Origin of the sequence: Rarobacter incanus (genome assembly GCF_006715765.1) — a bacterium.
Classification (GTDB): Bacteria; Actinomycetota; Actinomycetes; order Actinomycetales; family Cellulomonadaceae; genus Rarobacter; species Rarobacter incanus.
On the sequence record NZ_VFNV01000001.1, the window covers coordinates 2,028,695 to 2,053,554 of the forward strand.

The following is a 24,860-nucleotide window of genomic DNA, read 5'->3' on the forward strand; positions in this document are numbered from 1 at the left end:
GGTCGGCGCCGCCATGATAGGACGAGGACAATGCCCCAGTTGGACAAAGACCCGCAGGTAGTCGCCGAGATGTTTGACGGGATAGCGCAGCGATACGACATCACCAACGATGTCCTCTCGTTGGGGTTGACCCGCAAGTGGCGCCACGAGGTCACCCGCGAAATCGATCCGCGACCGGGGATGGACATCTTGGACCTTGCGGCCGGTACGGGAACCTCAAGCGTCCCCCTCGTGGAGGCGGGTGCCAAGGTAATAGCGGCGGACTTTTCGGCGGGAATGGTCGCCGAGGGCATGCGCAGGCATCCCGAGGTGGACTTTGTCCAGGCAGACGCCGTGAACCTCCCTTTCGACGATGACACGTTCGACGTCGTGACGATATCTTTCGGATTGCGCAATGTGGTTGACACCGAGCGCGCGCTCGCGGAAATGCTGCGGGTCACCAAGCCGGGTGGGCGCATCCTCATTTGCGAATTCTCGAGCCCAACCGCAAGGCCGCTGCGTGCCAGCTACACGTGGTACCGCGACCACCTCTTGCCCAAGGTGGCGGGGGCCGTTACCCGCAAGGCGGGTAGCTATGAATACCTTGCCGAGTCCATTTCCCAGTGGCCCGACCAGGTCGAGTTGGGCAAGCTGATGGTGCGGTCGGGCTGGACGCGCGTCGCATATCGCAACCTCGCGGGAGGGATTGTCGCGCTCCACCGCGGCACGCGCCCAGTCGCCGATCCGCAGTAGCGGGTCGTAAATGTGTCGTTCGCCGCATCAATTACTCACAAACTTATTTTTCCGGCTAAGTTCATAGGGTGGAACATTCCGGTATGACCAACACCGCGTCGGCAATAGCGACGGAGGATGGCAGCTCTGCGGGTGCGTGGCCGTGGATATCGCCGCGCCTGTCTGCAGCGCTGGAACCGCGCCTTGCGAAGGTCGAAGAGATGCTATTGGCCGCGGCCGCCAACGCGGATGCGCTCGCCAACACGGCCTCGCGTCACTTGGCGCTGGCCGGAGGCAAGCGACTGCGCCCGCTTTTCGCCCTGATAGCGGCCGAATTGGGTGACGCGCAGCGCCCTCAAGTCCTAGATGCGGCTGTCGTGGTGGAACTCACCCACCTCGCGACGCTGTACCACGACGACGTCATGGATTCGGCGCCGCTGCGCCGGGGCGCGCCCTCGGCGCATGCGGTGTGGGGTAATACCGTTGCGATCCTCACCGGCGATCTGCTGTTCGCGCGCGCGTCGGCAACGGTGGCGACGCTGGGGCCGGACGCGGTGCTGCAGCAGGCGCGGACGTTTGAACGACTCTGCTTGGGCCAGCTCCACGAGACGGTCGGCCCGCGTGAGGGTGACGATCCGCGCGAACACTACCTGGAGGTCCTGTCGGACAAGACTGCCTCGCTTTTGGCGACCGCGGGAAGGTTTGGTGCGCAATTCGCGGGATGTGACCCGTCGATCGTGGAGGCCGTGGGCCGCTTCGGCGAGTTGGTCGGCGTCGCTTTCCAGCTCGCAGATGATGTGATCGATCTGTTGCCGGGCGCCTCCATGACCGGCAAGACGCCGGGCACTGACCTGCGTGAACACGTTGTAACAATGCCGATACTGCTGCTGCGCGAGCGGGTTTCGAGCGGCGAGGATGGCGGGGACGACGCCGAGTTGCTAGCTGCAATCGATGGCGACCTTAGCGATGACGCCACCCTCGAGGCGGTCCTGGCCAGGTTGCACGGGCACTCGGTGGTGAGCCAAACACTCGATCTTGCCAAGGACTACGTGGGCCGTGCGGTGGGCGAGCTGGAGAACCTGCCGCAGGGCGAGGTGCGCCAAACCCTCGAGCGATTCGCATGGGCGATGGTGGACCGCACCCAATAGGGCTGTGGATATCCGGGGCGCCGGGTGCGGCCCGCGGTAGCGTGAGCGTGTTCCTTGAGACCAGGGGAGGTCACCGAATGCGCGGGGTTCCACCAGCCAATCAGGCCCCGGGCGCGGTGCGTGCTATCGCGTCCGCAATCGACGCCGGTGTTGCGGCGTGCGTCGCGGCAGCCTGCCTGTCGCTCCCCGTCCGCGGCCTGGGGACGGTTGTTGCCGTCGCTGTCGGCGCGGGCTACGCGGTGCTGCTCGGGGTGGCGGGTTGGAGCCCCGGGCGCGCCCTCATGCGGCTTCGGCTGGTCGATAGCCATACGGGTATGCCGGTCGGCGCGTTCCGCGCCAGTGGTCGTACGATCTTGCTCGTTGTGGCTCCGTGGGTGATGGTGAGCGCACTGCGGGACCCGGATGGAATCGGATGGCACGACCGGATGCTAGCGTGCGTGACTATCGTTGCGTCGAACGCGACTAGGCATAGATTTCCCAACGAGGCCGCCGCGCCCCCAACGGCGCGTGCCCCGATCTGCGCCGACCCGCGATCCGGCGACTCGAACCTCGCACCGCCGGGGGAAGGCGCGTGCGCAGCGGATGCCCTTGCCCCCGGCACAAAGGCCCCGGCGCAGTACCGTCCGCCATGCGAATTCAGCGAGCAATCGGGGCCGCCACCAGCGCCGGTGATACGCGGAAGCGACGTCGATCACTTCGAGGTGGCCGCTGGGGCGACCGTGGTGGCTTCCCCGCACGGGCGGGAAACACCGACATGGGAACTCCGTTCGGCGGCGGGCGAATCCATCGTGGTGGCGGGACCCACGATCGTCGGCAGGTGCCCGCGCGCCGCCCCTGGTGCGCATAACACCGTCCGCCTGCACGACCCCGAGCGCTCGGTTTCGCGCAACCACGTGTTGTTATTGCCGGGGAGACGGGGTTTGTGGGCGTGCGACATCGGATCGACCAATGGGACGCGAATTCACCGAAAGGGCGGGGAAACGGTACCTTGTATGCAGAGCGTGCGGGTCAAGGTCGACCCACACGATGTCGTAGAAATAGGTGACCACATGTTTCGATTGCACCGAGCGATCTCGAGGGAGCAACACCATGTTGACCAGTAGGTACATCGCAGGCGAAGCGGCGGCCGTCATCCGTCCCGGGGGGATCGCGGTCGTGGGCCCGGAGATCGGCGACGATGCCGCCTCCGTGCTGTGGCACAAGACCGAGCGCACGATGGCGAGCGAGGCCATCGAAGTGATTCTGAAGCACTTTGGGCACGACTTCGTCCCCTTCGCCTCGGCAGCACTCGGCGCGGATGGATTGCACGTCGCCGCGCGCGGCGGAGCCCGCGCGGAGGTGCAAGACGGCGCGGGCGTGGTCCACATCGTGGGAGATGGCGCAGGTCAGCTCGTCAAACGGGTGTTTCCGGACGCCCTGCGGGTCACGGTCCTGTTGCCGGAACATACCCCGCGATTGGGCGAAGGGTGGCAGGTCGAGTCGGGGCTGGTGGGGGCCTCGCAGGTGACATCGTTTGTCGAACCGACGGCCGCGGTGGAGGCAACCGAGATCGACGATCTTCTCGACGATTTGGATGCCACGGTGATCGCTTCCCCGGCAAGCCTGTCGCGTTCCGACGATATTGCGGATGTCGAACTCATCAGCGAATTGGTTGCCGCGGCGAACCCGCATTTCGAGCGAGAATCCGCCGACCTCGCGACCAGCTCCAATGGGAACGAGGCCACCTCATCGCCCTACAAGTTGGTCTTGGGCTCGGGGATAGTCGTTGAACTCGATAGGCCGGTCATCGTGGGGCGGGCGCCGATCGACCCGCGTTCGGAGTACGCCCCCCAGCCGCACCTCGTTGCATTCGATTCTCCGGGACGGGGAATCTCCAGGACTCACGCAATGATCGAGCAAGGAATCAATTGCGCGGTCGTCACCGACCTGAATTCCACCAATGGCGTGGAGGTGCTGATCCCGGGCCGCGGCAAGCAGAGGCTTGCCGCGGGGGTCCCACTGTCAGTTCCTGCGGGTACGGTAGTAGACATCGGAGAAGGCGCGACGTTCCTGGTCCAAGAGGTGTAGGCGACTCTCGTCTCCGTCTCGCAACCTGGGACCGCCTTCAAATCGAGAAAACCAGTGTGCTAGCGTCACCGGCTACATCGCTGGCCTTGGTCCGCTGACTTCACGGCGGGCCTTGTGCGGCCACCAACGCCTCGGCCGCGCCCTTGCGCTGACCGGCGGACTGAACGGAATTCTGGAGGAGATGTGACCACAAATCGCCCTGTGCGTGTTGCGGTGATCGGGGCTGGACCAGCCGGGATCTACGCGGCCGACATCCTGTCGAAGACGGACCTTGAGGTATCGATCGATCTGTTCGAGCGGCTCCCGGCGCCGTTCGGCCTGGTCCGCTACGGGGTCGCGCCCGACCACCCCCGTATCAAGCAAATCATCAATGCTCTGCACAAGGTTTTGGACCGCGGCGATATCCGGCTCATTTCGAACGTCACGATCGGTGACGACATCACGGTGACGGAACTACAGGATTACTACGACGCAGTCATCTTCACGACGGGCGCCATCCGCGATGCTGATCTGGATATCCCCGGTATCGACCTCGATGGATCGTATGGGGCGGCAGATTTCGTTTCCTGGTATGACGCGCACCCTGACTACCCGCAGACCTGGCCGCTCGAGGCGCAGAGGGTCGCCGTCATCGGTGCTGGCAACGTCGCGCTCGACGTAGCGAGAGTGCTCGCCAAGCACGCGGACGACCTCCACTCGACGGAGATCCCCGACCACGTCTACCGCGCGCTCAAGGCATCGCCCGTCACCGATGTCCACGTTTTCGCGCGACGCGGACCGGCGCAGGCGAAGTTCTCTCCGCTGGAACTGCGGGAATTGGGACATGTCCCCGACGTCGACGTCGTCGTATACCCCGAGGATTTCGAATTCGATGAGGGATCGTTGGCCGCAATTCAGGGTTCGAATCAGGTCAAGCAGGTCGTCAAGACGTTGACGGATTGGGCTCTGGTAGACCCCTCTACGCAGACCGCCAGCCGCAAACTCCACATTCACTTCCTGGCGGCGCCCGTTGCGATCCTGGACCAAAACGGTGATGGCAAGGTTGACGCGCTGCGGACCGAACGCACCGCACTCAATGGCGATGGCACCGTCTGCGGCACCGGCGTTTTCCACGACTGGCCGGTTGAGGCCGTCTATCGCGCGGTCGGATACTTCGGAAGCCCCGTCGATGGCGTGCCATTCAACGCGGCGAAGGGCGTGATCAACAACCAGGGCGGACGCGTGATAGATCACGACGGGGTGCAGGTCCCGGGTCTCTACACATCCGGTTGGATCAAGCGAGGCCCGGTTGGCCTCATCGGATCGACGAAGTCGGATGCTTCAGAAACCATTGCTAATCTGGTGGAAGACGTCGCGGCGTTACCTACCGCCAAGAATCCGGATCCGCAGGCCATCATAGGTTTGCTTGAGCAACGGGGTATCCCCTATTTGCGCTGGCAGGATTGGTTGCAGTTGGACGCCTTCGAGCGGCATCTCGGGGAGACAGAAGGCCGTGAACGGGTAAAGGTCCCCACCCGCGAGGAAATGATCGGCGCATCGAGGACACCAGTGGCGTGATATGAGTTCAGCTCCGCTTTCGACCAGACACTTCAACGGCTTGAAGACAACTTTGCTGTTCGCAGGGATGTGGGCCGTCCTGCTGGGAATCTGGGCGTTGGTGGGGCGGGACTCGTCCAGCCTGCTTGTTTTCTTTTGCGTGCTGGGCCTGGCCGGTACCGCCTGGGGCTACTGGAATTCCGCGTCGATTGCGCTGCGCGCCATGCAGGCGTATCCGGTAACCGCACAGCAGCAGCCCGAGATGTACCGTATCGTCTCCGAGCTGAGCCAGCGGGCCGGCCAGCCCATGCCTGCTTTGTACGTCTCCGCCACTAGCTCGCCGAACGCGTTCGCCACCGGTCGCAATCCACGCCATGCTGCCGTGTGCTGCACGGAGGGAATTTTGCAGATCCTGAACGAGCGCGAGCTGCGCGGGGTGCTGGGGCACGAACTCATGCACGTATACAACCGCGACATTCTGACTGCCTCCGTCGCCTCGGGTATCGCGGGTGTTATCTCCTCGATCGCGCAATTCCTGATGTTTTTCGGTGGCGGCCGGGATCGGGACTCCGCGAATCCGCTCGCGGCCCTCGGCATCGCCCTACTGGCGCCGATCGGCGCGTCCATCATCCAACTGGCGATCTCGCGCACGCGCGAGTACGACGCGGACGAGGACGGTGCCAGACTAACGGGCGACCCGCTCGCACTGGCCAGCGCATTGGCGAAGCTGGAGATAGGCACGTCCCGGGCGCCGCTGCCCGACACTCCGAAGCTCGAAAATGTCTCGCACGTCATGATTGCGAACCCGTTCGCAGGGCGCGTCAAATCGCTGTTCGCTACCCACCCGCCGATGGATCAACGGATCGCCCGGCTTGAGCGGATGGCGCAGGGCGGCGCCTTCGGCAACTTTCGGTGAGAGAATTGCGTCATGGGCTTAGTTCTGACGGTTGCATTGTGGGTCGGCGGCGTGGTTGTCGCGGTCGGCGTGTTGGTGTTGGCGATTAGGGCGTTCGCGCAGCCCGACGGGACAATGGCCGGCGGCGGCGCCGGGGGCGCGCTGGGGGGATTCGATGAGGCATTCAACCCCGCGCAACACAACGCCAATTTGGAACGCGAGAGGCAGCGATCGGTGCCGGTTGAATCGCCGGTGCCGGGCAATCGGCAATGGGAATCAGACGAGATGAAGATCCACTACTCGATTGACGGAACCCCCCAGTCGATTTCCATCCGCGGAAACTCGACCGGGAAGTCCGCCGCGGGCGACGGCTCGTCGGACACTAGCGGTAGTTGACGAACTGCAGGGCAAAGTCGAGGTCGGCGCCCTTGAGAAGGGTGATCACGTCCTGCAGTGCATCGCGGGACTTCGAAGTCACGCGGACCTCGTCGCCAGTGATTTGAGTTTTCACGCCCTTGGGGCCCTCGTCGCGAATGATCTTGGTGATCTTCTTCGCCGCGTCCCCGGCAAGCCCCTCCTTGATCGTCGATTCGAGGCGATATTCCTTGCCGGACGGCTTGGGCTCGCGGTCTCCAACCTCCAGTGACTTGAGGGAAATGCCGCGCTTGATGAGCTTCGTTTCGAATACGTCGAGAATCGCGAGTACGCGCTCGGCCGAGTTCGCGGCCATCACGATCTTCTCACCGCTCCACGCGATCGATGCGCCAACGTTCTTGAAGTCGTAGCGCTGCGCTACCTCTTTTCCCGCCTGATTTAGCGCGTTGTCTACCTCCTGGCGGTCCACCTTGCTGACGATATCGAATGATGAATCGGCCACAATCATGCCCTTCTCGCAGAGAAAACTTAGGTGCCCTAAGACTAGGCGGGCGGTGTGCGGGAAGCGAAATATCGGGGCCCGTGAGTGCCGATTTCGCACTTCGGCTTTTACCTAGTAAAGTGGTTCCGCCCGGTAACGGGCAAGGCGGGTTGCCCGAGCGGCCAAAGGGAGCTGACTGTAAATCAGCCGCGTCATGCTACGGGGGTTCAAATCCCTCACCCGCCACGCAGCATTACTTGGCAGTACCGCGCGTCCGGCGCTTCGTCGGCGGACGTAAATCCGATTTTGTTCTCGCATGACATTGCGATAGCGTAGGTCGGCGCTGCCCCCGTAGCTCAGTGGTAGAGCGCAGTCTTGGTAAGACTGAGGTCATGGGTCCGATTCCCATCGGGGGCTCTGATAGTGGTTCGCGTCGTTGCTTTAGCAGCCGACGCATCACTGTCTAGCTTGGATGTATCCAGGCAACCTAGCGGCGGGGTAGCTCAGTTGGTTAGAGCGCACGGCTCATAATCGTGAGGTCGCGGGTTCGAGCCCCGCCCCCGCTACCATTGGTGACAGGTTCAATCTCGCGCGCTCGACCGGCGGCGCGCGAAAAGCACCGGTTGACAGCCCCGGGAGGGGAAGTGAACCGGATTATGTTGCGCCCGTAGTGGCGCGAGAGGTGGCACTACCGTGGCAAGTAAGTCGTCTGACGTTCGTCCGAAGATCACGATGGCATGCGTTGACTGCAAAGAGCGCAACTACATCACGAAGAAGAACCGCCGCAACGACCCGGACCGCTTGGAACTCGCGAAGTTCTGCCCGCGTTGCGGCCGCAAGACGCAGCACCGCGAGACTCGCTGATTTAGCGCTGAGTTCGCGTGGTAAACGTCGAGTTTGCGGGGCGGGTCTATCCGCCCTTCGGCCCCTATCGGGTCGGGCGCGAGAAGATTCGCGAGTTCGCGCGCGCCGTGGGCGCGCACCTTCCGCAGCATCACGACCTGGCCGCCGCCCGCGCACAGGGTTACGGCGACCTGGTGGCGCCGGTCACCTTCGCGGTTACGATCGCCCAGGCGGCCGAGGCGCAGCTCATTGAGGATCCTGGCGCGGACATCGATTTCTCTCGCGTAGTGCACGCCGACGAGCGATTCGAGCATGTCCGTCCGCTCGTGGCCGGTGACGACGTCGTGACTGTCCTCACCGTGGTTTCGATCAAGGAACGCGCGGGACTGGCCATGGTTTCCACGCGCGCCGATATTCACGAGAGCCTCCCGGGTGACGAACCGGGTGAACTAATCAGTTCGGTTCACTCGACGCTGGCAGTTCGGCTGGAGGCATAGGTATGGCCGATATGACCTCCATCAACGTTGGCGATGTGGTCGCAACCAGGACTATTGCAGTTGACCGCAAGACCCTGGTGCGTTACGCAGGCGCTAGCGGCGACTTCAACGATATTCACTATTCCGATGTCGTGGCGCGCGCGGTCGGCCTGCCGGGCGTTATCGCGCACGGCATGTGGACCATGGGCGCCGCCGTTAGCGTCCTGGAGGACTTCCTCGGCGACGCCGGACTCGTCATCGACTACCAAACGCGGTTCTCGCGGCCGGTGGAGGTTCCCAGTACAGGTACCGCCGAAATCAACGTGTCGGTCGCCGTGGGCGCCATCGACGCTGCGCGCGGCACCGTTCGATTTGACCTGAGTGTCACCGTTTCCGGCGCGCGCGTGCTGACGAAGGCGCAAGCCGTGGCCCGGCTCGGCTAGCCTGGGTGTATGCCCAGTTTCGACCAGCTCACCACCCTGCGCGTCGGCGGCCCTGCCGACAACTACCGCGAAGTATCCACCGAACAAGAGTTCATCGATACGATCCGCGAATGTGACGAGGCGGCCGAACCGCTTTTGGTGCTGGGGGGCGGTTCAAACGTGGTCGTCGCCGACGAGGGCTTTGGCGGGGTCGTGGTGCGCGACGTGCGCTCCGGCGTCGCCGTCGAGAGCCAGGATGCGTGCGGTGGCGCTTCTTTTTCAGCGGTGGCGGGCACCGCATGGGACGACCTGGTGGTCCACGCGGTCAACAACGATTGGGTGGGCCTGGAAGCACTGTCCGGGATACCGGGAACCGTTGGCGCTGCGCCCGTGCAGAACATCGGTGCCTACGGCCAGGAGGTTGCGGGCGCGATCGCCGCGGTGCGGGTGTGGAACCGCGTAGCGGGCAGGGTCGAGACCTTCGCTGCCTCCACGTTGTCCTTTGGCTACCGAACCTCGCGTCTGAAGCAATCGATGCGCGCGGATTGCGCGCTTGCGGGTGCCCCGTGGTATCCATCACCGGCCTATGTCGTGCTTTCCGTTTCGTTCCAGGTGAGGCTGGCTTCGCTGAGCGTTCCCATCGCCTACGGCGAATTGGCGCGCACGCTGGGGGTCGAGGTTGGCGCCCGCGTCCCCCAATCTGAGGTGCGCGCCGCAGTGTTGGAGTTGCGCGGCCGCAAGGGCATGCTGCTGGACGATCCGGCGGCGCCAGATTTCGATCGATGGAGCGCTGGTTCGTTTTTCACGAACCCGATCGTCGCAGCGGATGTGGCCGCATCGCTTCCCGCGGATGCGCCCCGCTACCCGGTGCGTTCCGCGCTGCCCCTGACCACCACCGCCCCGAGCCTGGGGCGCATCCGCGATGACGTCATCAAGACGTCGGCCGCCTGGTTGATAGAGCACGCGGGGTTTGGTCGGGGGTTTGGTCTTTTCGGGGACGAGTCCCCCGCCCGCCTTTCGACCAAGCACACGCTGGCGATAACGAACCGGGGTGGCGCGAGCGCGCAGGACGTTATCAACCTCGCCCGACACGTGCGCGCCGGGGTCAAGGACGCGTTCGGCATTACTTTGGAGCCCGAACCGGTGCTGGTCGGTCTGGCGCTCTGAACCCCCGGCCGCGGTTGGCGCCGGCACCGGCGGGCGTTCCGCGTCGCGGCGCTGGTCGATGAGTCGCGCTCAATGGCGCGCGGCGGCTGGCGCGGCCCGGTCGCCGGCCGGCGCGATAGGCGGCAGCGATCCCGGTTCCCGCAGCCACGCGTCGATGCCGTCGTAGAGCCGCGCCTTGACGTCGGTGGCCGCGGCTGAGGCCTGCACGGACGACCGCGCAAGCGCGGCGAGTTCCGCATCCGACCAGCCCGCGCGGCGCAGCACTTCGTACTGTGCGGTCAGCCGGGAACCGAACAGCAGCGGGTCATCCGCGCCCAGCGCCACGTTCGCGCCGGCCGCGACAAGCGTCCTGAGGGGAACGTGCGCGGCATCGCGGTAGACACCCAGCGACACGTTGGATTGTGGGCAGACCTCAAGGGCGATGCCGCGCCTGACTATGTCGTCCAGGAGAGTGAGGTCCTCGGCGGCGCGCACACCATGGCCGAGCCTGTCGGGATGCAAACTCGCTATGACCTGCCGAATGTGTGCCGGTCCGAGCAGCTCACCTCCGTGCGGGACCAGGAGCAGTCCGGCGCGGGCCGCTATTGCGAACGCGGGGCCGAACTGCGCGGTTGCGCCGCTGCGTTCGTCGTTCGAGAGCCCGAACCCCATGACTTCCCCGGGGCCGTCGCCGGCGTGACGCGCGGCCAAACGCGCGAGCGTGCGGGCATCGAGTGGGTGGCGCATCCGCGATGCGGCCACTATCACCCCCACATCGACGTTGTGCGCGCGCGCCGACGCGCGTGCCTGATCGAGGACGATCTCCAGCGTCGGGGTGATGCCGCCCAGGCGCGCCGCATACGAGGTGGGGTCAACCTGAAACTCGAGCCTTCCCGAACCCTCCTGTGCGTCCGTCTCGATGGCCTCGTCGACCAATCGGCGCATATCGGATTCGTCACGCACGCAATTGCGTGCGGCGTCGTAGAGCCGTTGAAATCGAAACCAACCTCGCTGGTCGGCAGGTACGCGCAGAGGGTTTCCCGTAAGGAGTGCCGAGGGGAGCCTAACCGAATGCTTGGCGGCCAGATCGCGCAGCGTTTCCGGCAGCATGGAACCGGTAAAGTGCAGGTGAAGATGCGCTTTGGGAAGGGCGTTCAGATCACGTTCCGGGTCGTTTGCCATCTGCTTAGTGTGGCATCTGATCCGCGCCCGGCGGTGCAGCGGCGCGGGGCGCCGCGACGCAATGGGCGGGCGGGGTGCTGCGACGAAGTGTGCGGACGGGGTGCCGATTCAATCCGCGCCAGGCGGTGCAGCGGTGTCCAGACCTTGGACCCAAGCGCGCGCACATGTGGCAGGGTTGGATGATGAGCCAAGGTAGGCCGAGGAGGAACAATGAAGGTTTTGGTGGCAGTTGCTAGCAAACATGGCGCAACCCGCGGCATTGGCGAGGCCATTGCGGACGAGTTGACCGCCCGCGGATTCGATGTCGTCAGCGCGGAGGCGGGCGCGGCGGACATCACTGGATTCGACGCGGCCGTTGTGGGATCGGCCGTCTACATGGGTACGTGGCTGGCAGACGCCCGAAACCTGGTGCAGCGGATCGCGGCAGCGGCACCGCGCGTGCCGGTGTGGATATTCTCCTCGGGCCTGAGCGATACGCCCAGCAAGGAAACCAACGGTTCGGGAGAAAAGTCGCTCCGCAACGTCGGTGCGAACATCCGTCAGCATCGCCACTTCTCCGGCAGCCTGGATCTCAACGACTTGAGCTTGGCGGAACGCGCAGTTATCGCCGCTGCGCGTGGCAAGAACGGCGACCGGCGCGACTTCGCCGCGATCAAGGAGTGGGCGGATGAGATCGCCGACGACCTAACGGCGGGCGCTTCCTAGGCACATCACAATCCGGCCCCGTCGTGCCCCCGTGCGGGGACTGCGGGGCTAGCGGGCGAGCGGGCCCGGTTGGCGACCCGCTACGCACCCCCCGTAACCGTGTGCAGGGCTAGCGCGCGAGCAGTTCCTGGATGCGGCGGACCCCGGTGATTAGGTCCTCCTCACCGAGGGCGTAGCTCAGGCGCAGGTATCCGCTGGGGCCGAACGCCTCACCGGGTACGACCGCGACCTCCACCTCGTCCAGGATCACCTTCGCCAGCTGTGCGGACGTCGTCACTTCGATTCCCGCGATCGTGCGCCCCAGGACGCCGGTGACATCGGGATAGACATAGAACGCGCCTTGCGGGAGCGGGCAGTTGAATCCATCGATTTCATTGAGCATCGCGACGATGATCTTGCGACGGTGGTCGAACGCTTGCCGCATCGTCTCGACGATCGTCATGTCTCCCGTCAATGCCGCCAGGGCGGCCTGTTGTGACACGTTTGACACGTTCGACGTGAGGTGCGATTGGAGGTTGGTCGCTGCCTTGATGACATCTGTTGGCCCCGTCATCCACCCCACGCGCCAACCCGTCATTGCAAAAGTCTTCGCCACGCCATTGAGGACGACGGTTTGGTCAGCCAGCTGCGGAACGTGAGCGAGAATCGACTGCGCCCTAACGCCGTCGTAGGTGAGGTGCTGGTAGATCTCGTCACTAATCACCCAGATGCCATTGGACAGGGCCCATTGCCCGATCTCAACAAGTTCCGCGGGCGAGTAGACGGCTCCGGTGGGGTTCGATGGCGAGCACAAGAGCAGGGTCTTCGTCGCCGGGGTTCGCGCATCTTCGAGTTGCGCAACGGTCACCTTGTAGCCTTGGCTGGCCCCTGCGAACACCTGTACGGGCACGCCACCGGCGAGGCGTATTGCTTCCGGATAGGTCGTCCAGAACGGGGCAGGAAGAAGCACCTCATCACCGGGATCAACCAAAGTGGCGAACGCCTGGTAGACGGCCTGCTTGCCACCGTTGGTCACCAGCACGTTGGCCGCCTCGGTGTGGTAGCCAGCGTCAATCTGCGCGCGCTGTGCAATCGCCGCCCGCAGCGCCGGCAACCCGGCCGCCGGGGTGTAGCGATGGTTGGCAGGGTCTTTGGCTGCCGCGATCGCTGCCTGAACAACGTGGGCCGGGGTGGGGAAATCTGGCTCTCCGGCGCCGAAGCCGATTACCGGGCGGCCCTGTGCTTTCAATTGCTTGGCGCGCGCATCGACGGCAAGCGTCGCCGATGGGGCGATTGCGGCCACGCGCGTCGAAACGCGCGGCATTGGATGGGCGGAACCGGGCTGAGCCGTGCTGGCAGATTTAGTCACCATCCTATCGTTGCAGAAAAAGTGCTGCCCGGGTTAGACCCGGGCCGTGATTTCGCGTACAGTAGAACGTCGGTGGTAATTACCGCATGATCGGTTGCGCCCGCGAATTGGCGCAATCGAGATGTTCACCACTTAGGGCAGTGGCGCAATTGGTAGCGCAGCGGTCTCCAAAACCGCAGGTTGCAGGTTCGAGTCCTGTCTGCCCTGCAAAGCCTCACTTCGCGAAGCGCGGAGCGGGCATAGTTGCCACACCGACCGGTGGGGTGACGCAACCAATAGAAGCGACGACAAGGATCAACTGTGAGCGAGACTGCATCGGCCGACTCCGGCGCCACGGGCGCCGTCGACGCCGGCAAGGGCAGCGCCGCCGGCAGCAAGGCCGCGGGCAAGGGCAACAAGGGGCCCGGCTTTTTCGGCAGCATTGCGCTGTTCGTGCGCCAGGTGATCGCGGAGCTGAAGAAGGTTGTAACGCCCACCCGGTCGCAACTGATCAACTACTCGATAGTTGTGGTCGTGTTCGTGGCCGTCATCATGCTGTTTGTTGTCGGCATTGACTTCGGACTAGGTAAGCTCGCAAGCCTTATATTTGGCTGACAAGAACTCAGCGTCGGGTAGCGTAGCTGCGTGACGCCGTGAAGATCCATCGGCTTGCGGTGCGAGCCTGGCCGATTGATCACATCCGATGAAGAAAGCAGGTTCCACGTGTCGGAGCAGCCGCTCGACCCCACCACCTCCGAAGTCGATGAGACGGTGGCGACCGAAAACGAGCAATCCGCAGAGGCGCTCGACCCGGCCACGGTGCTCAAGGATGAATTGCGTGGTCTGTACGGAGACTGGTACGTCATTCACTCGTACGCGGGCTACGAAAACCGGGTGAAGACTAACCTCGAGACCAGAATCCAGTCGCTCAATATGGAGGATTACATCTTCCAGATCGAGGTGCCGATGGAAGAGGTCACCGAGATCAAGAACGCGCAAAAGAAGACCGTGCGCCGCGTGCGGATCCCCGGGTACGTATTGGTTCGCATGGAACTCACGGATGAGTCGTGGGGTGCGGTGCGGCACACGCCGGGTGTCACCGGGTTTGTCGGGAATGCGCACCAGCCGACACCGCTATCGCTTGACGAGGTCTTCTTGATGCTCGCTCCCTCAATGCTGAGCGACCAGCCGGCGGAGGCCGCCAAGGCTGGCGAGTCCGCGAAGAGTGCTCCGGCCATCGCGGTTGACTTCGAGGTGGGCGAGTCGGTGACCGTGACGGACGGACCGTTCGAAAACCTTCCTGCGACAATCTCCGAAATCAATGCGGAATCACAGAAGCTCAAGGTTCTGGTATCAATTTTTGGCCGGGAAACTCCGGTCGAACTCGCGTTCAACCAGGTCGCAAAGATCTAGTTAGCGCAGCCCATGCAACCGGGTCATCGCCCATGGCGTCGGCCCCCACACAGAAATAGAGAAAGCTCATGCCTCCCAAGAAGAAGGTCTCTGGCCTCATTAAGCTCCAGATCCAGGCTGGAGCCGCCAACCCCGCGCCGCCCATCGGTCCGGCACTGGGTCAGCACGGCGTCAACATCATGGAATTCTGCAAGGCGTACAACGCGGCGACGGAATCCCAGCGCGGCAACGTCATTCCTGTCGAGATCACGGTTTACGAGGACCGCTCGTTCACCTTTATCACCAAGACACCCCCGGCCGCGGAGTTGATCAAGAAGGCAGCCGGAGTCGACAAGGGCTCGGCGACGCCGCACACGGTCAAGGTTGCCAAGCTCAGCGCCGAACAGGTTCGCGAGATCGCCAAGACGAAGCTGCCCGACCTCAACGCCAATGACATCGACGCCGCCGCGAAGGTGATCGCCGGAACGGCTCGCTCGATGGGTATCACGGTCGAAGGCTAGTTCGACCACAATTTCCCGGGCGCATCCGCGCCCACCAACCAAACAGTGGCAGGGTCACGCGGACCCGGACCACGACTGCTGAAGGAGAAGAAGCAGATGGCAACGCGTTCAAAGGCCTACAGGGCCGCCGCAGAAAAGATCGACAAGGACGAGCTCTACACACCGGCGCAGGCCGTGCGGCTCGCTAAGGAAACCTCATCCAAGAAGTTCGACTCGACAATCGAGGTCGCAATGCGATTGGGCGTCGACCCGCGCAAGGCCGACCAGATGGTGCGTGGCACCGTGAACCTTCCCAACGGAACCGGTAAGACCGCTCGCGTGATCGTTTTCGCGAACGGTGACAAGGCAGAGCAGGCACTCGCCGCTGGCGCCGACGAGGTGGGTGGCGACGACCTGATCGCTAAGGTCGCAGGCGGGTACACGGACTTCGACGCGGCCGTCGCGACCCCTGACCTGATGGGTAAGGTCGGGCGCCTCGGTAAGGTGCTGGGTCCCCGTGGCCTGATGCCGAACCCCAAGACCGGTACCGTCACGATGGATGTCGCCAAAGCGGTGACGGACATCAAGGGCGGAAAGATCGAGTTCCGCACCGATAAGCACGCCAACTTGCACTTCATTATCGGTAAGGCTTCGTTCGACGAGAAGCAGCTCGTCGAGAACTACGCCGCGGCAATTGAAGAGATCCTGCGGCTGAAGCCCTCTTCTTCGAAAGGGCGCTACATTCTCAAGACGACGTTCGCGACCACGAACGGTCCGGGCATCCCCGTCGACCCCGCGAAGGTTAGCAAGCTGCACGACGAGGACTGATATTTCTGCCACCGCGGCGCAGTGATGACGATTGAGGGGCCGGTCCACCTAGGGTGGACCGGCCCCTCAACTACTGTCGAACACCGGCCGCGCCGCCGCGCCGGGCTAGAACTCCTTGGCGGCCTGCTCGATCCTGGCGAACGCGCGCGCCATGATCTCGTCGGCGTGCGTTGGGTCGTGGTCCATTCCCTCTGCGGTCACCTGGACGAAATCGGTCACGCCGAGGAAATTGAACATCGTCTTCAGGTAGACCGAGGCGGGGTCTTGGCCACCGAAGACACCGCCCGATGCCTGAATATGCAGCGCCTTCTTTCCCGTTACGAGTCCCACGGCGTCACCGGCTGCGTTGTACCGAAAGGTCTTGCCGGCAACGCATATCGTGTCAACCCACGCTTTGAGGCGTGTCGGTACTCCCAGGTTCCACAGCGGGTTCGCGATGACAACTTTGTCCGCCGCAAGGAACTGATCGGTGTAGTTGGAAAACAGCGTGACCTTGTTCTGTTCGGGCTGATCCAAGTGCACGAATGGCACGCCAGCCGAGAGCTTTCGCCACCCGCTGAGAAGGTCGAGGTCGATTTCCGGAATCGCGACACTGTAGAGATTAAGGTCGCTAACGTCGTGGTCGGGGTGGAGGCGAACGTATGCCCTGACGAATGCATCAGCCAGTTGCATCGAGCGCGAGGCTTCTGAAGTGAGCGGATGGGCACGAACGATCAGAATCCGAGACATGTTGACCTCATTTCGTCGAAGATATGCCAGCTCATAGCACCTTTGAACACGGCTGGCCGTAGTTCCTTCATCGTAGTCCCGGCCCATCGAGTAACCACCGCAATTGTAGGTCGTGCAAAGGTTTAACGCGGCGGAGGCACTATCACTGTGCTTCCGCGGGCGCGGTCACCAAGTGCTTGCTAAGTTCACGCTATGAACAAAATGCACAATGCCGTGCTGCGAGCCCTGGCAGCTTTCGTGACTGTATTCCTTGTCGCGACGGGAGGGACAACCACCGCGCAGGCTAGCTCAAACCTTGCCACAGCGGCCGGGCAAGTCACGCAGGCGTCGAAACGCGCCGAGGTGGCCTCGTCCCAAAGCGGCTGGCTCACCGGCTATTGGCACAACTTCAACAACGGCTCGACGCTGCTCAAACTGACCGACATTCCGCAGGCGTACAACCTGGTCGCCGTGGCTTTCGCCGAACAGTCAACGACTCCGGGCGCCGCACAGTTCCAGTTCGCGACGACGGACTTTGCGGGTGTGTACACCGAGACGCAGTTCCGCAAGGACATCAAGACGCTGCAGGGTCAGGGCCGCAAGGTCATCATCTCGATCGGCGGGGCGAATGGCGCGATCTCGGTGACCAATGCCACGCAGCAGGCCAACTTTGTGTCGAGCCTGCGCACCATCATCGACACCTACGGATTCGACGGCCTGGATATCGACTTCGAAAACGGCATCACCGCGCAGTACCTGGGCGGCGCGCTGCACGAATTGGCAAGCCACTACGGATCCGGCTTCATCGTGACAATGGCCCCGCAGACCATGGACTACTACTCATCGGGCATGGAGTATTGGAAGCTCACCGTGGCGGTCAAGGACATCCTGACCGTCACCAACCTGCAGTACTACAACTCCGGGTCGATGCCGGGCGAGGACGGCAAGATCTATTCGCAGGGAACGATCGACTTCCTGACGGCGTTGGCGGCCAAGCAGATCGAGCAAATGGGGCTGCGTGCCGACCAGGTCGGACTCGGGGTGCCGTCGATTGTGGCCGCGGCACCATCGGGCGGGTACCTGTCCCCGTCCGATGTGTCCAAGGCCATCGACTGCCTGGAAACCCTGAAGAACTGTGGTTCGTACGTCCCGCCGCGCGCCTACGGCAAGATCGGTGGCGCGATGACCTGGTCGATCAACTGGGACGCCACGAATGGCTACGCCTTCGCGCAGACCGTGGGGGCAAGAGTCGGCTCCGGCGACGGCACCCCAGTGCCGAATCCGGGCGGCGACGGTGATGGGTCTGGTTCCGGGTCGGGTGGTGGTGATGGGTCTGGTTCCGGGTCGGGTGGTGGTGATGGGTCTGGTTCCGGGTCGGGCGGTGGTGATGGGTCTGGTTCCGGGTCGGGTAGTGGTGAAGGGTCTGGCGGCACCACCGATCCCGGTGGCAGCGGTAGCAGTGCCGGTGAAGGTTGCGACAGCGTACCCGCATGGAAGTCGGACGAGAGCTACCTCGCCGGCGCACGGGTCGTGTACGACGGACTGATCTACGTAGCGAAGTGGTGGACGCAGGGGAATATCCCGCCGCTCAACCTCGGTGAAGGCAAGCCCTGGTCCCAAGACGGCGCGTGTTCGGACGCCGGTAGTCCCGGCGGCGGTGGCACTGGTGGCAGTTCGCCCCAGCCCGGTGGCGGAACAGATCAGGGAAACGACGGTTCCGGAACACCAAATGCGGGTGGCCCGGGTACAGGATCAGGAAGCGCCACGGGTAAGGACCCCGCGCGGACAGTGATTTCGATCAAGGACTATCGCGTCGCTGCGGATGCGGCATCCGAACAGGTCTACGTTCAGTTGGCTGTATCGGGAGGTCCTCGCGACCTCGAAGTGCAAGTGAAGAAGCGCCAGGAGTGGAAACGCGTGGGCGCTGTGCGGGTACGCGCCGCGGCGACGACGGTCGACATCTTGCCGGCGCTAAAGACGTCGCTCGGGGCTGCGGGATTGGTCCCGAGCGGAACGTACGAAATTAGACTAGTGGCGCGTGCTACTTCGGGCTCGCAGCCGTATGCCGCGGCAACCTCCAGGACTATCACGGTGAAGGTCAGCCCGAAGCGCACGGTGATCCGCGGATTCACGAGCGGCAAGAAGCAACAAGCGACCATCAAACGTGACAAGCGACTGAAAGGGCGCACCATCACCATTGTTTGGGCGGGAGCGGGTAAGAAAGCGAAGGTCCAACGTCGAATTGGATCTGGAGCATGGAAAACCGTCAAGCGGGTCGAGTTCCCGACCGCGCAAAGTGACAATAAGCTCTGGGCGTATCAGCGTGATGTGACACTCACCTTTCCCAAGGAACGAAAGCGTGGGGTCGTCCGATACCGAATTGTCGTGCCAAAGACGACGGCAACATCGGGCGCAGTCAGCAAGGTGCTGCGCGTGCGAGTGAAATAACTACCGCTGCGGACTAGAGCGAAACGGCACTAACGCGGGGACGAGGCCGCCCGACACGGTGTTGATGTCGCCCCAGCAGACCAGCGCACTCCGAGTGCAGCGAACGTGCGTGGTGGGTGGGTTTGCGTTCTGTGTTGGGGGTGTGTATTGTTTTATCTCGTTGCCCCGGGAGGTTGGCGGGTGGGAACGTTGATTTATCAGGGTTTCTGGCCGTTTTTTGGTGGTGATGTGACCGGTTTGTTGGCGTGTTTTTTGCGTTGATGGGCTAGCTGTTCGTGTCTTGTGGGTGCGGATGGTTCTTGCTGGTTTTGCCTGGTGGTTTGACTGGGTGGGGTTGGTGGGGTAGGGTTGTTAGGTTGCCTCGTGGCTGGTTGGGACTGTTTGGTTCTGGTTGGTTGTGGGTGTGGTGGTTGTTTGAGAACTCAATAGTGTGTTTGATAGTTGATGCCATGATGGTTGGATGGCTGGGCTGCTTTTGTGGTGGTTTGGTTGTTTGATTGTCTTTTGTTTGTCCTGGCGCTCTTTTTGGGGTGTTGGGTTTTTTGGAGCTTTGGTTCCTTCGTATTGTTGTTACACCTGTGGGTGTGGCGATTTGTTTTTTACGGAGAGTTTGATCCTGGCTCAGGACGAACGCTGGCGGCGTGCTTAACACATGCAAGTCGAACGATGAAGGAAAGCTTGCTTTCTGGATTAGTGGCGAACGGGTGAGTAACACGTGAGCAACCTGCCTTTCACTTTGGGATAACAGTTGGAAACGGCTGCTAATACCAGATATGACCTTCTTCCGCATGGTTGGGGGTGGAAAGTTTTTCGGTGGAAGATGGGCTCGCGGCCTATCAGCTTGTTGGTGGGGTAATGGCCTACCAAGGCTTCGACGGGTAGCCGGCCTGAGAGGGCGACCGGCCACACTGGGACTGAGACACGGCCCAGACTCCTACGGGAGGCAGCAGTGGGGAATATTGCACAATGGGGGAAACCCTGATGCAGCGACGCCGCGTGAGGGATGACGGCCTTCGGGTTGTAAACCTCTTTCAGTAGGGAAGAAGCGTAAGTGACGGTACCTGCAGAAGAAGCGCCGGCTAACTACGTGCCAGCAGCCGCGGTAATACGTAGGGCGCAAGCGTTGTCCGGAATTATTGGGCGTAAAGAGCTCGTAGGTGGTTTGTCGCGTCTGGTGTGAAATCTCACGGCTCAACCGTGAGCTTGCATTGGGTACGGGCAGACTAGAGTGCGGTAGGGGAGACTGGAATTCCTGGTGTAGCGGTGGAATGCGCAGATATCAGGAGGAACACCGATGGCGAAGGCAGGTCTCTGGGCCGCTACTGACGCTGAGGAGCGAAAGCATGGGGAGCGAACAGGATTAGATACCCTGGTAGTCCATGCCGTAAACGTTGGGCACTAGGTGTGGGGCTCTTTCCACGAGTTCTGCGCCGTAGCTAACGCATTAAGTGCCCCGCCTGGGGAGTACGGCCGCAAGGCTAAAACTCAAAGGAATTGACGGGGGCCCGCACAAGCGGCGGAGCATGCGGATTAATTCGATGCAACGCGAAGAACCTTACCAAGGCTTGACATACACCGGAATCGCTCAGAGATGGGTGCGTCTTCGGACTGGTGTACAGGTGGTGCATGGTTGTCGTCAGCTCGTGTCGTGAGATGTTGGGTTAAGTCCCGCAACGAGCGCAACCCTTGTCCTATGTTGCCAGCGGGTTATGCCGGGGACTCATGGGAGACTGCCGGGGTCAACTCGGAGGAAGGTGGGGATGACGTCAAATCATCATGCCCCTTATGTCTTGGGCTTCACGCATGCTACAATGGCCGGTACAAACCGTTGCGATCTCGTGAGGGGGAGCGAATCGGAAAAAGCCGGTCTCAGTTCGGATTGGGGTCTGCAACTCGACCCCATGAAGTCGGAGTCGCTAGTAATCGCAGATCAGCAACGCTGCGGTGAATACGTTCCCGGGCCTTGTACACACCGCCCGTCAAGTCACGAAAGTCGGTAACACCCGAAGCCGGTGGCCTAACCCTTGTGGGGGGAGCCGTCGAAGGTGGGACTGGCGATTGGGACTAAGTCGTAACAAGGTAGCCGTACCGGAAGGTGCGGCTGGATCACCTCCTTTCTAAGGAGCTTTTGATCGCCCCGGTTTTTGGGGTGGTGGCTATCTTTCGGTGCCGAGTGTGTGCCGGGGTAGTTGCTCATTGGGTGGAACATCAACTATTGCTGTTATCGCGTTGTTCGAGTTTCTAGTACCGGTCCTCATTTTGGTGGGGGTTGTGGAGGGTGCTTGGGTGGTGTGGTGGTGGTGTGGACACACTATTGGGTCCTGAGGCAATCACGTGTGGTTGTTTCTTGGCGGCGTGTTGGTCTTGTTCCTTGGTTGTTTTGGGGGGTGGGGCTGGTTGGTTCGTTGGTTGTTTGAGAACTGTATAGTGGACGCGAGCATCTTGTTTTTGTGTGATCGAGTTTGATGACATTTTTTGTTGTTGTTTTCTTGGTTTTGTTGAAGTTTTTAAGAGCACAGGGTGGATGCCTTGGCACTAGGAGCCGATGAAGGACGTTGTAGCCTGCGATAAGCCTCGGGGAGTTGGCAAACGAACTGTGATCCGAGGGTGTCCGAATGGGGGAACCCAGCTAGGGTTATGCCTAGTTACCCTTACCTGAATATATAGGGTAAGTGGAGGGAACGTCGGGAAGTGAAACATCTCAGTACCGGCAGGAAGAGATATTCCGTGAGTAGTGGCGAGCGAAAGCGGATCAGGCCAAACCATGCGCGTGTCAAGTTGTCAGGCGTTGCGTGTGTGGGGTTGTGGGACTTGATTGGGTGATCTGACAGTTACCCGTGGAGTGAGAAAGTCGTGTTGATAGTTGAACGGTATTGAAAGGCCGACCATAGAGGGTGGTAGTCCCGTAAACGAAATCTCATGGCCTCCTTTTGAGGATCCCAAGTAGCATCGGGCCCGTGAAATCTGGTGTGAATCTGCACAGACCACTGTGTAAGCCTAAATACTACCTAGTGACCGATAGCGGACTAGTACCGTGAGGGAAAGGTGAAAAGTACCCCGGGAGGGGAGTGAAATAGTACCTGAAACCGTGTGCTTACAATCCGTCGGAGCCTTCTTAGTTGGGGTGACGGCGTGCCTTTTGAAGAATGAGCCTGCGAGTTAGTGCTCAGTGGCGAGGTTAACCCGTGTGGGGAAGCCGTAGCGAAAGCGAGTCCGAATAGGGCGTTATAGTCGCTGGGTCTAGACCCGAAGCGGAGTGATCTATCCATGGGCAGGTTGAAGCGCGGGTAAGACCGCGTGGAGGACCGAACCCACCTAGGTTGAAAACTGGGGGGATGACCTGTGGATAGGGGTGAAAGGCCAATCAAACTCCGTGATAGCTGGTTCTCCCCGAAATGCATTTAGGTGCAGCGTCACGTGTTTCTTACCGGAGGTAGAGCTACTGGATGGCTAATGGGCCTCACCAGGTTGCTGACGTCAGCCAAACTCCGAATGCCGGTAAGTGAGAACGTGGCAGTGAGACTGCGGGGGATAAGCTTCGTAGTCGAGAGGGAAACAGCCCAGATCACCGGCTAAGGCCCCTAAGCGTGTGCTAAGTGGGAAAGGATGTGGAGTTGCATAGACAACCAGGAGGTTGGCTTAGAAGCAGCCACCCTTGAAAGAGTGCGTAATAGCTCACTGGTCAAGTGATTCCGCGCCGATAATGTAGCGGGGCTCAAGTACACCGCCGAAGCCGTGACATTCACGCGTATGCTAGGCCTTTGTGGTCCAGGTGCGTGGATGGGTAGGGGAGCGTCGTGTGGGCAGTGAAGCTGCGGGGTAACCCAGTGGTGGAGCCTACACGAGTGAGAATGCAGGCATGAGTAGCGAAAGACGGGTGAGAAACCCGTCCGCCGGATGACCAAGGGTTCCAGGGTCAAGCTAATCTTCCCTGGGTAAGTCGGGACCTAAGGCGAGGCCGACAGGCGTAGTCGATGGACAAGCAGTTGATATTCTGCTACCGGCGAAGAACCGCCCATACCAAGGCTTGTGATACTAACCACCTCACCGCGTCAGGTACTTCCCTTCGGGGTTGTTCTTGTTGTGGTGGGCTGGGAACTGAACTTGTAGTAGGTAAACGTGTTAACAGTGGTGACGCAGGAAGGTAGTCCGTGCCTGGCGATGGTTGACCAGGTCTAAGGTTGTAGGGCGAATGGTAGGCAAATCCGCCATTCATGTGCCTGAGAACTGATGGGGAGCCCCATTGGGGGTGAAGCGGGTGATCCTATGCTGCCTAGAAAAGCCGCGACGTGAGGTTCTAGCCGCCCGTACCCTAAACCGACACAGGTGGTCAGGTAGAGAATACTAAGGCGATCGAGAGAATCGTGGTTAAGGAACTCGGCAAAATGCCCCCGTAACTTCGGGAGAAGGGGGGCCCGGACCGTTACCATCCATGCGGTGGGAAGCGGGTAAGGGCCGCAGAGACCAGGGAGAAGCGACTGTTTACTAAAAACACAGGTCCGTGCGAAGTCGCAAGACGATGTATACGGACTGACGCCTGCCCGGTGCTGGAAGGTTAAGAGGACCGGTTAGCTCTCTTGAGAGCGAAGCTGAGAATTTAAGCCCCAGTAAACGGCGGTGGTAACTATAACCATCCTAAGGTAGCGAAATTCCTTGTCGGGTAAGTTCCGACCTGCACGAATGGCGTAACGACTTCTCTACTGTCTCAACCACGAACTCGGCGAAATTGCATTACGAGTAAAGATGCTCGTTACGCGCAGCAGGACGGAAAGACCCCGGGACCTTTACTATAGCTTGGTATTGGTGTTCGGTCCGGTTTGTGTAGGATAGGTGGGAGACTATGAAGCGGCCACGCCAGTGGTTGTGGAGTCAATGTTGAAATACCACTCTGATCGGGCTGGGCTCCTAACCTCGGACCATGATCTGGTTCAGGGACAGTGCCTGGTGGGTAGTTTAACTGGGGCGGTTGCCTCCCAAAGAGTAACGGAGGCGCTCAAAGGTTCCCTCAGCCTGGTTGGCAATCAGGTGTTGAGTGTAAGTGCACAAGGGAGCTTGACTGTGAGACTGACAGGTCGAGCAGGGACGAAAGTCGGAACTAGTGATCCGGCCACGGCAAGTGGAAGCGTGGTCGCTCAACGGATAAAAGGTACCCCGGGGATAACAGGCTGATCTTGCCCAAGAGTCCATATCGACGGCATGGTTTGGCACCTCGATGTCGGCTCGTCGCATCCTGGGGCTGGAGTAGGTCCCAAGGGTTGGGCTGTTCGCCCATTAAAGCGGTACGCGAGCTGGGTTTAGAACGTCGTGAGACAGTTCGGTCCCTATCCGCTGCGCGCGTAGGAAACTTGAGAAGGGCTGTCCCTAGTACGAGAGGACCGGGACGGACGAACCTCTGGTATGCCAGTTGTCACGCCAGTGGCACGGCTGGTTAGCTACGTTCGGAAGGGATAACCGCTGAAAGCATCTAAGCGGGAAGCCTGCTTCAAGATAAGGTTTCCACACCAGTAATGGTGGAAGGCACCCAGCTAGACCACTGGGTAGATAGGCCGGACGTGGAAGCAGGGACTAACGACCTGTGGAGCTGACCGGTACTAATCAGCCAACAACCTCAACACAACACAAAACAAACGTAAGCGTCCACTATACGGTTCCCAGAGAACCACCAAACCA

Annotated in this window: 21 protein-coding genes, 4 tRNA genes and 2 rRNA genes; 23 read left to right on the top strand and 4 right to left on the bottom strand. The window is 61.6% G+C overall.

Annotated features, from left to right (window positions below; genetic code table 11):
• Positions 1-30 precede the first annotated feature (30 nt).
• The 7 genes from FB389_RS08325 (at position 31) to FB389_RS08355 (ending at position 6,753) form a co-directional block, all read left to right on the top strand.
• Complete coding sequence (locus FB389_RS08325) at positions 31-732, top strand: class I SAM-dependent methyltransferase (RefSeq protein WP_142112673.1); 702 nt, start codon at positions 31-33, stop codon at positions 730-732.
• An 83-nt stretch (positions 733-815) separates the two neighbouring features.
• A complete protein-coding gene (locus tag FB389_RS08330) occupies positions 816-1,859 on the top strand; it encodes a polyprenyl synthetase family protein (protein ID WP_142112675.1) in 1,044 nt (347 codons plus the stop codon).
• A gap of 77 nt (positions 1,860-1,936) precedes the next feature.
• A complete protein-coding gene (locus tag FB389_RS08335; protein ID WP_170207940.1) occupies positions 1,937-2,962 on the top strand; it encodes an RDD family protein in 1,026 nt (341 codons plus the stop codon).
• On the top strand, positions 2,949-3,926 hold the full coding sequence (locus FB389_RS08340) for an FHA domain-containing protein (RefSeq protein WP_142112679.1): 978 nt from the start codon (positions 2,949-2,951) through the stop codon (positions 3,924-3,926). The genes FB389_RS08335 and FB389_RS08340 overlap by 14 nt, the downstream gene beginning before the upstream one ends.
• A 183-nt stretch (positions 3,927-4,109) precedes the next feature.
• Positions 4,110-5,483 carry an FAD-dependent oxidoreductase gene (locus tag FB389_RS08345; RefSeq protein ID WP_142112681.1) on the top strand — a complete coding sequence of 458 codons (1,374 nt, stop codon included), beginning with the start codon at positions 4,110-4,112 and terminating at the stop codon, positions 5,481-5,483.
• Between the two features lies 1 nt (position 5,484).
• Positions 5,485-6,378 (top strand): zinc metalloprotease HtpX, encoded by an 894-nt coding sequence (gene htpX / locus FB389_RS08350; protein WP_142112683.1) that lies wholly within the window; start codon positions 5,485-5,487, stop codon positions 6,376-6,378.
• 12 nt (positions 6,379-6,390) lie between these two features.
• The gene (locus FB389_RS08355) at positions 6,391-6,753 is read left to right on the top strand and encodes a hypothetical protein (RefSeq protein ID WP_142112685.1); all 363 of its coding nucleotides are present in this window, start codon (positions 6,391-6,393) and stop codon (positions 6,751-6,753) included.
• On the opposite strand, the gene FB389_RS08360 is transcribed toward FB389_RS08355, so the two are convergent.
• A complete protein-coding gene (locus FB389_RS08360; protein WP_211345023.1) occupies positions 6,740-7,237 on the bottom strand; it encodes a YajQ family cyclic di-GMP-binding protein in 498 nt (165 codons plus the stop codon). The two genes, FB389_RS08355 and FB389_RS08360, sit on opposite strands and share 14 nt — an antisense overlap.
• Positions 7,238-7,377: 140 nt before the next feature.
• On the opposite strand from FB389_RS08360, the gene FB389_RS08365 reads away from it, so the two are divergent.
• From FB389_RS08365 to FB389_RS08395, 7 genes are all read left to right on the top strand, one after another.
• Positions 7,378-7,459 (top strand) — tRNA-Tyr (locus tag FB389_RS08365).
• A 99-nt stretch (positions 7,460-7,558) separates the two neighbouring features.
• A tRNA-Thr gene (locus FB389_RS08370) sits at positions 7,559-7,630 on the top strand.
• 75 nt (positions 7,631-7,705) lie between these two features.
• Positions 7,706-7,782: transfer RNA gene (locus FB389_RS08375), tRNA-Met, on the top strand.
• Positions 7,783-7,906: 124 nt separating this feature from the next.
• Complete coding sequence (gene rpmG / locus FB389_RS08380) at positions 7,907-8,077, top strand: 50S ribosomal protein L33 (RefSeq protein ID WP_089396115.1); 171 nt, start codon at positions 7,907-7,909, stop codon at positions 8,075-8,077.
• Positions 8,078-8,094: 17 nt separating this feature from the next.
• The gene (locus tag FB389_RS08385) at positions 8,095-8,553 is read left to right on the top strand and encodes an FAS1-like dehydratase domain-containing protein (RefSeq protein ID WP_142112689.1); all 459 of its coding nucleotides are present in this window, start codon (positions 8,095-8,097) and stop codon (positions 8,551-8,553) included.
• 11 nt (positions 8,554-8,564) lie between these two features.
• Positions 8,565-8,975 carry a MaoC/PaaZ C-terminal domain-containing protein gene (locus tag FB389_RS08390; RefSeq protein ID WP_425467252.1) on the top strand — a complete coding sequence of 137 codons (411 nt, stop codon included), beginning with the start codon at positions 8,565-8,567 and terminating at the stop codon, positions 8,973-8,975.
• 9 nt (positions 8,976-8,984) lie between these two features.
• Entirely contained in the window at positions 8,985-10,121 is a 1,137-nt protein-coding gene (locus tag FB389_RS08395; protein WP_142112692.1) for a UDP-N-acetylmuramate dehydrogenase, read from the top strand.
• 69 nt (positions 10,122-10,190) lie between these two features.
• Here the strand turns inward: FB389_RS08395 and FB389_RS08400 are convergent, their stop codons facing one another.
• Positions 10,191-11,282: an adenosine deaminase gene (locus tag FB389_RS08400; protein WP_142112694.1), complete on the bottom strand. Its 1,092-nt coding sequence runs from the start codon at positions 11,280-11,282 to the stop codon at positions 10,191-10,193.
• Between the two features lie 210 nt (positions 11,283-11,492).
• Between FB389_RS08400 and FB389_RS08405 the strand changes: the two genes are divergently transcribed.
• On the top strand, positions 11,493-11,987 hold the full coding sequence (locus FB389_RS08405) for a flavodoxin domain-containing protein (RefSeq protein ID WP_142112695.1): 495 nt from the start codon (positions 11,493-11,495) through the stop codon (positions 11,985-11,987).
• Between the two features lie 109 nt (positions 11,988-12,096).
• Here FB389_RS08405 and FB389_RS08410 read toward each other — a convergent pair whose 3' ends face one another.
• A complete protein-coding gene (locus FB389_RS08410; RefSeq protein ID WP_142112697.1) occupies positions 12,097-13,338 on the bottom strand; it encodes a pyridoxal phosphate-dependent aminotransferase in 1,242 nt (413 codons plus the stop codon).
• Between the two features lie 131 nt (positions 13,339-13,469).
• Between FB389_RS08410 and FB389_RS08415 the strand changes: the two genes are divergently transcribed.
• The 5 genes from FB389_RS08415 (at position 13,470) to rplA (ending at position 16,034) form a co-directional block, all read left to right on the top strand.
• Positions 13,470-13,542: transfer RNA gene (locus FB389_RS08415), tRNA-Trp, on the top strand.
• A 93-nt stretch (positions 13,543-13,635) separates the two neighbouring features.
• Positions 13,636-13,929, top strand: coding sequence for a preprotein translocase subunit SecE (gene secE / locus FB389_RS08420; protein ID WP_142112699.1), 294 nt, complete (start codon positions 13,636-13,638; stop codon positions 13,927-13,929).
• A gap of 75 nt (positions 13,930-14,004) precedes the next feature.
• A complete protein-coding gene (gene nusG / locus FB389_RS08425; RefSeq protein WP_425467253.1) occupies positions 14,005-14,727 on the top strand; it encodes a transcription termination/antitermination protein NusG in 723 nt (240 codons plus the stop codon).
• A gap of 68 nt (positions 14,728-14,795) precedes the next feature.
• Positions 14,796-15,227 carry a 50S ribosomal protein L11 gene (gene rplK / locus FB389_RS08430; protein WP_142112703.1) on the top strand — a complete coding sequence of 144 codons (432 nt, stop codon included), beginning with the start codon at positions 14,796-14,798 and terminating at the stop codon, positions 15,225-15,227.
• 96 nt (positions 15,228-15,323) lie between these two features.
• On the top strand, positions 15,324-16,034 hold the full coding sequence (rplA, locus tag FB389_RS08435) for a 50S ribosomal protein L1 (protein WP_142112705.1): 711 nt from the start codon (positions 15,324-15,326) through the stop codon (positions 16,032-16,034).
• Between the two features lie 105 nt (positions 16,035-16,139).
• Here the strand turns inward: rplA and FB389_RS08440 are convergent, their stop codons facing one another.
• Complete coding sequence (locus FB389_RS08440) at positions 16,140-16,763, bottom strand: FMN-dependent NADH-azoreductase (RefSeq protein WP_142112706.1); 624 nt, start codon at positions 16,761-16,763, stop codon at positions 16,140-16,142.
• A gap of 192 nt (positions 16,764-16,955) precedes the next feature.
• Between FB389_RS08440 and FB389_RS10860 the strand changes: the two genes are divergently transcribed.
• The 3 genes from FB389_RS10860 (at position 16,956) to FB389_RS08455 (ending at position 24,805) form a co-directional block, all read left to right on the top strand.
• Positions 16,956-19,190, top strand: coding sequence for a glycosyl hydrolase family 18 protein (locus FB389_RS10860; RefSeq protein ID WP_142112708.1), 2,235 nt, complete (start codon positions 16,956-16,958; stop codon positions 19,188-19,190).
• Between the two features lie 598 nt (positions 19,191-19,788).
• A 16S ribosomal RNA gene (locus FB389_RS08450) occupies positions 19,789-21,307 on the top strand.
• A gap of 380 nt (positions 21,308-21,687) precedes the next feature.
• Positions 21,688-24,805, top strand: a 23S ribosomal RNA gene (locus FB389_RS08455).
• The 16S and 23S rRNA genes sit together here, the layout of an rRNA operon.
• Positions 24,806-24,860 lie beyond the last annotated feature (55 nt).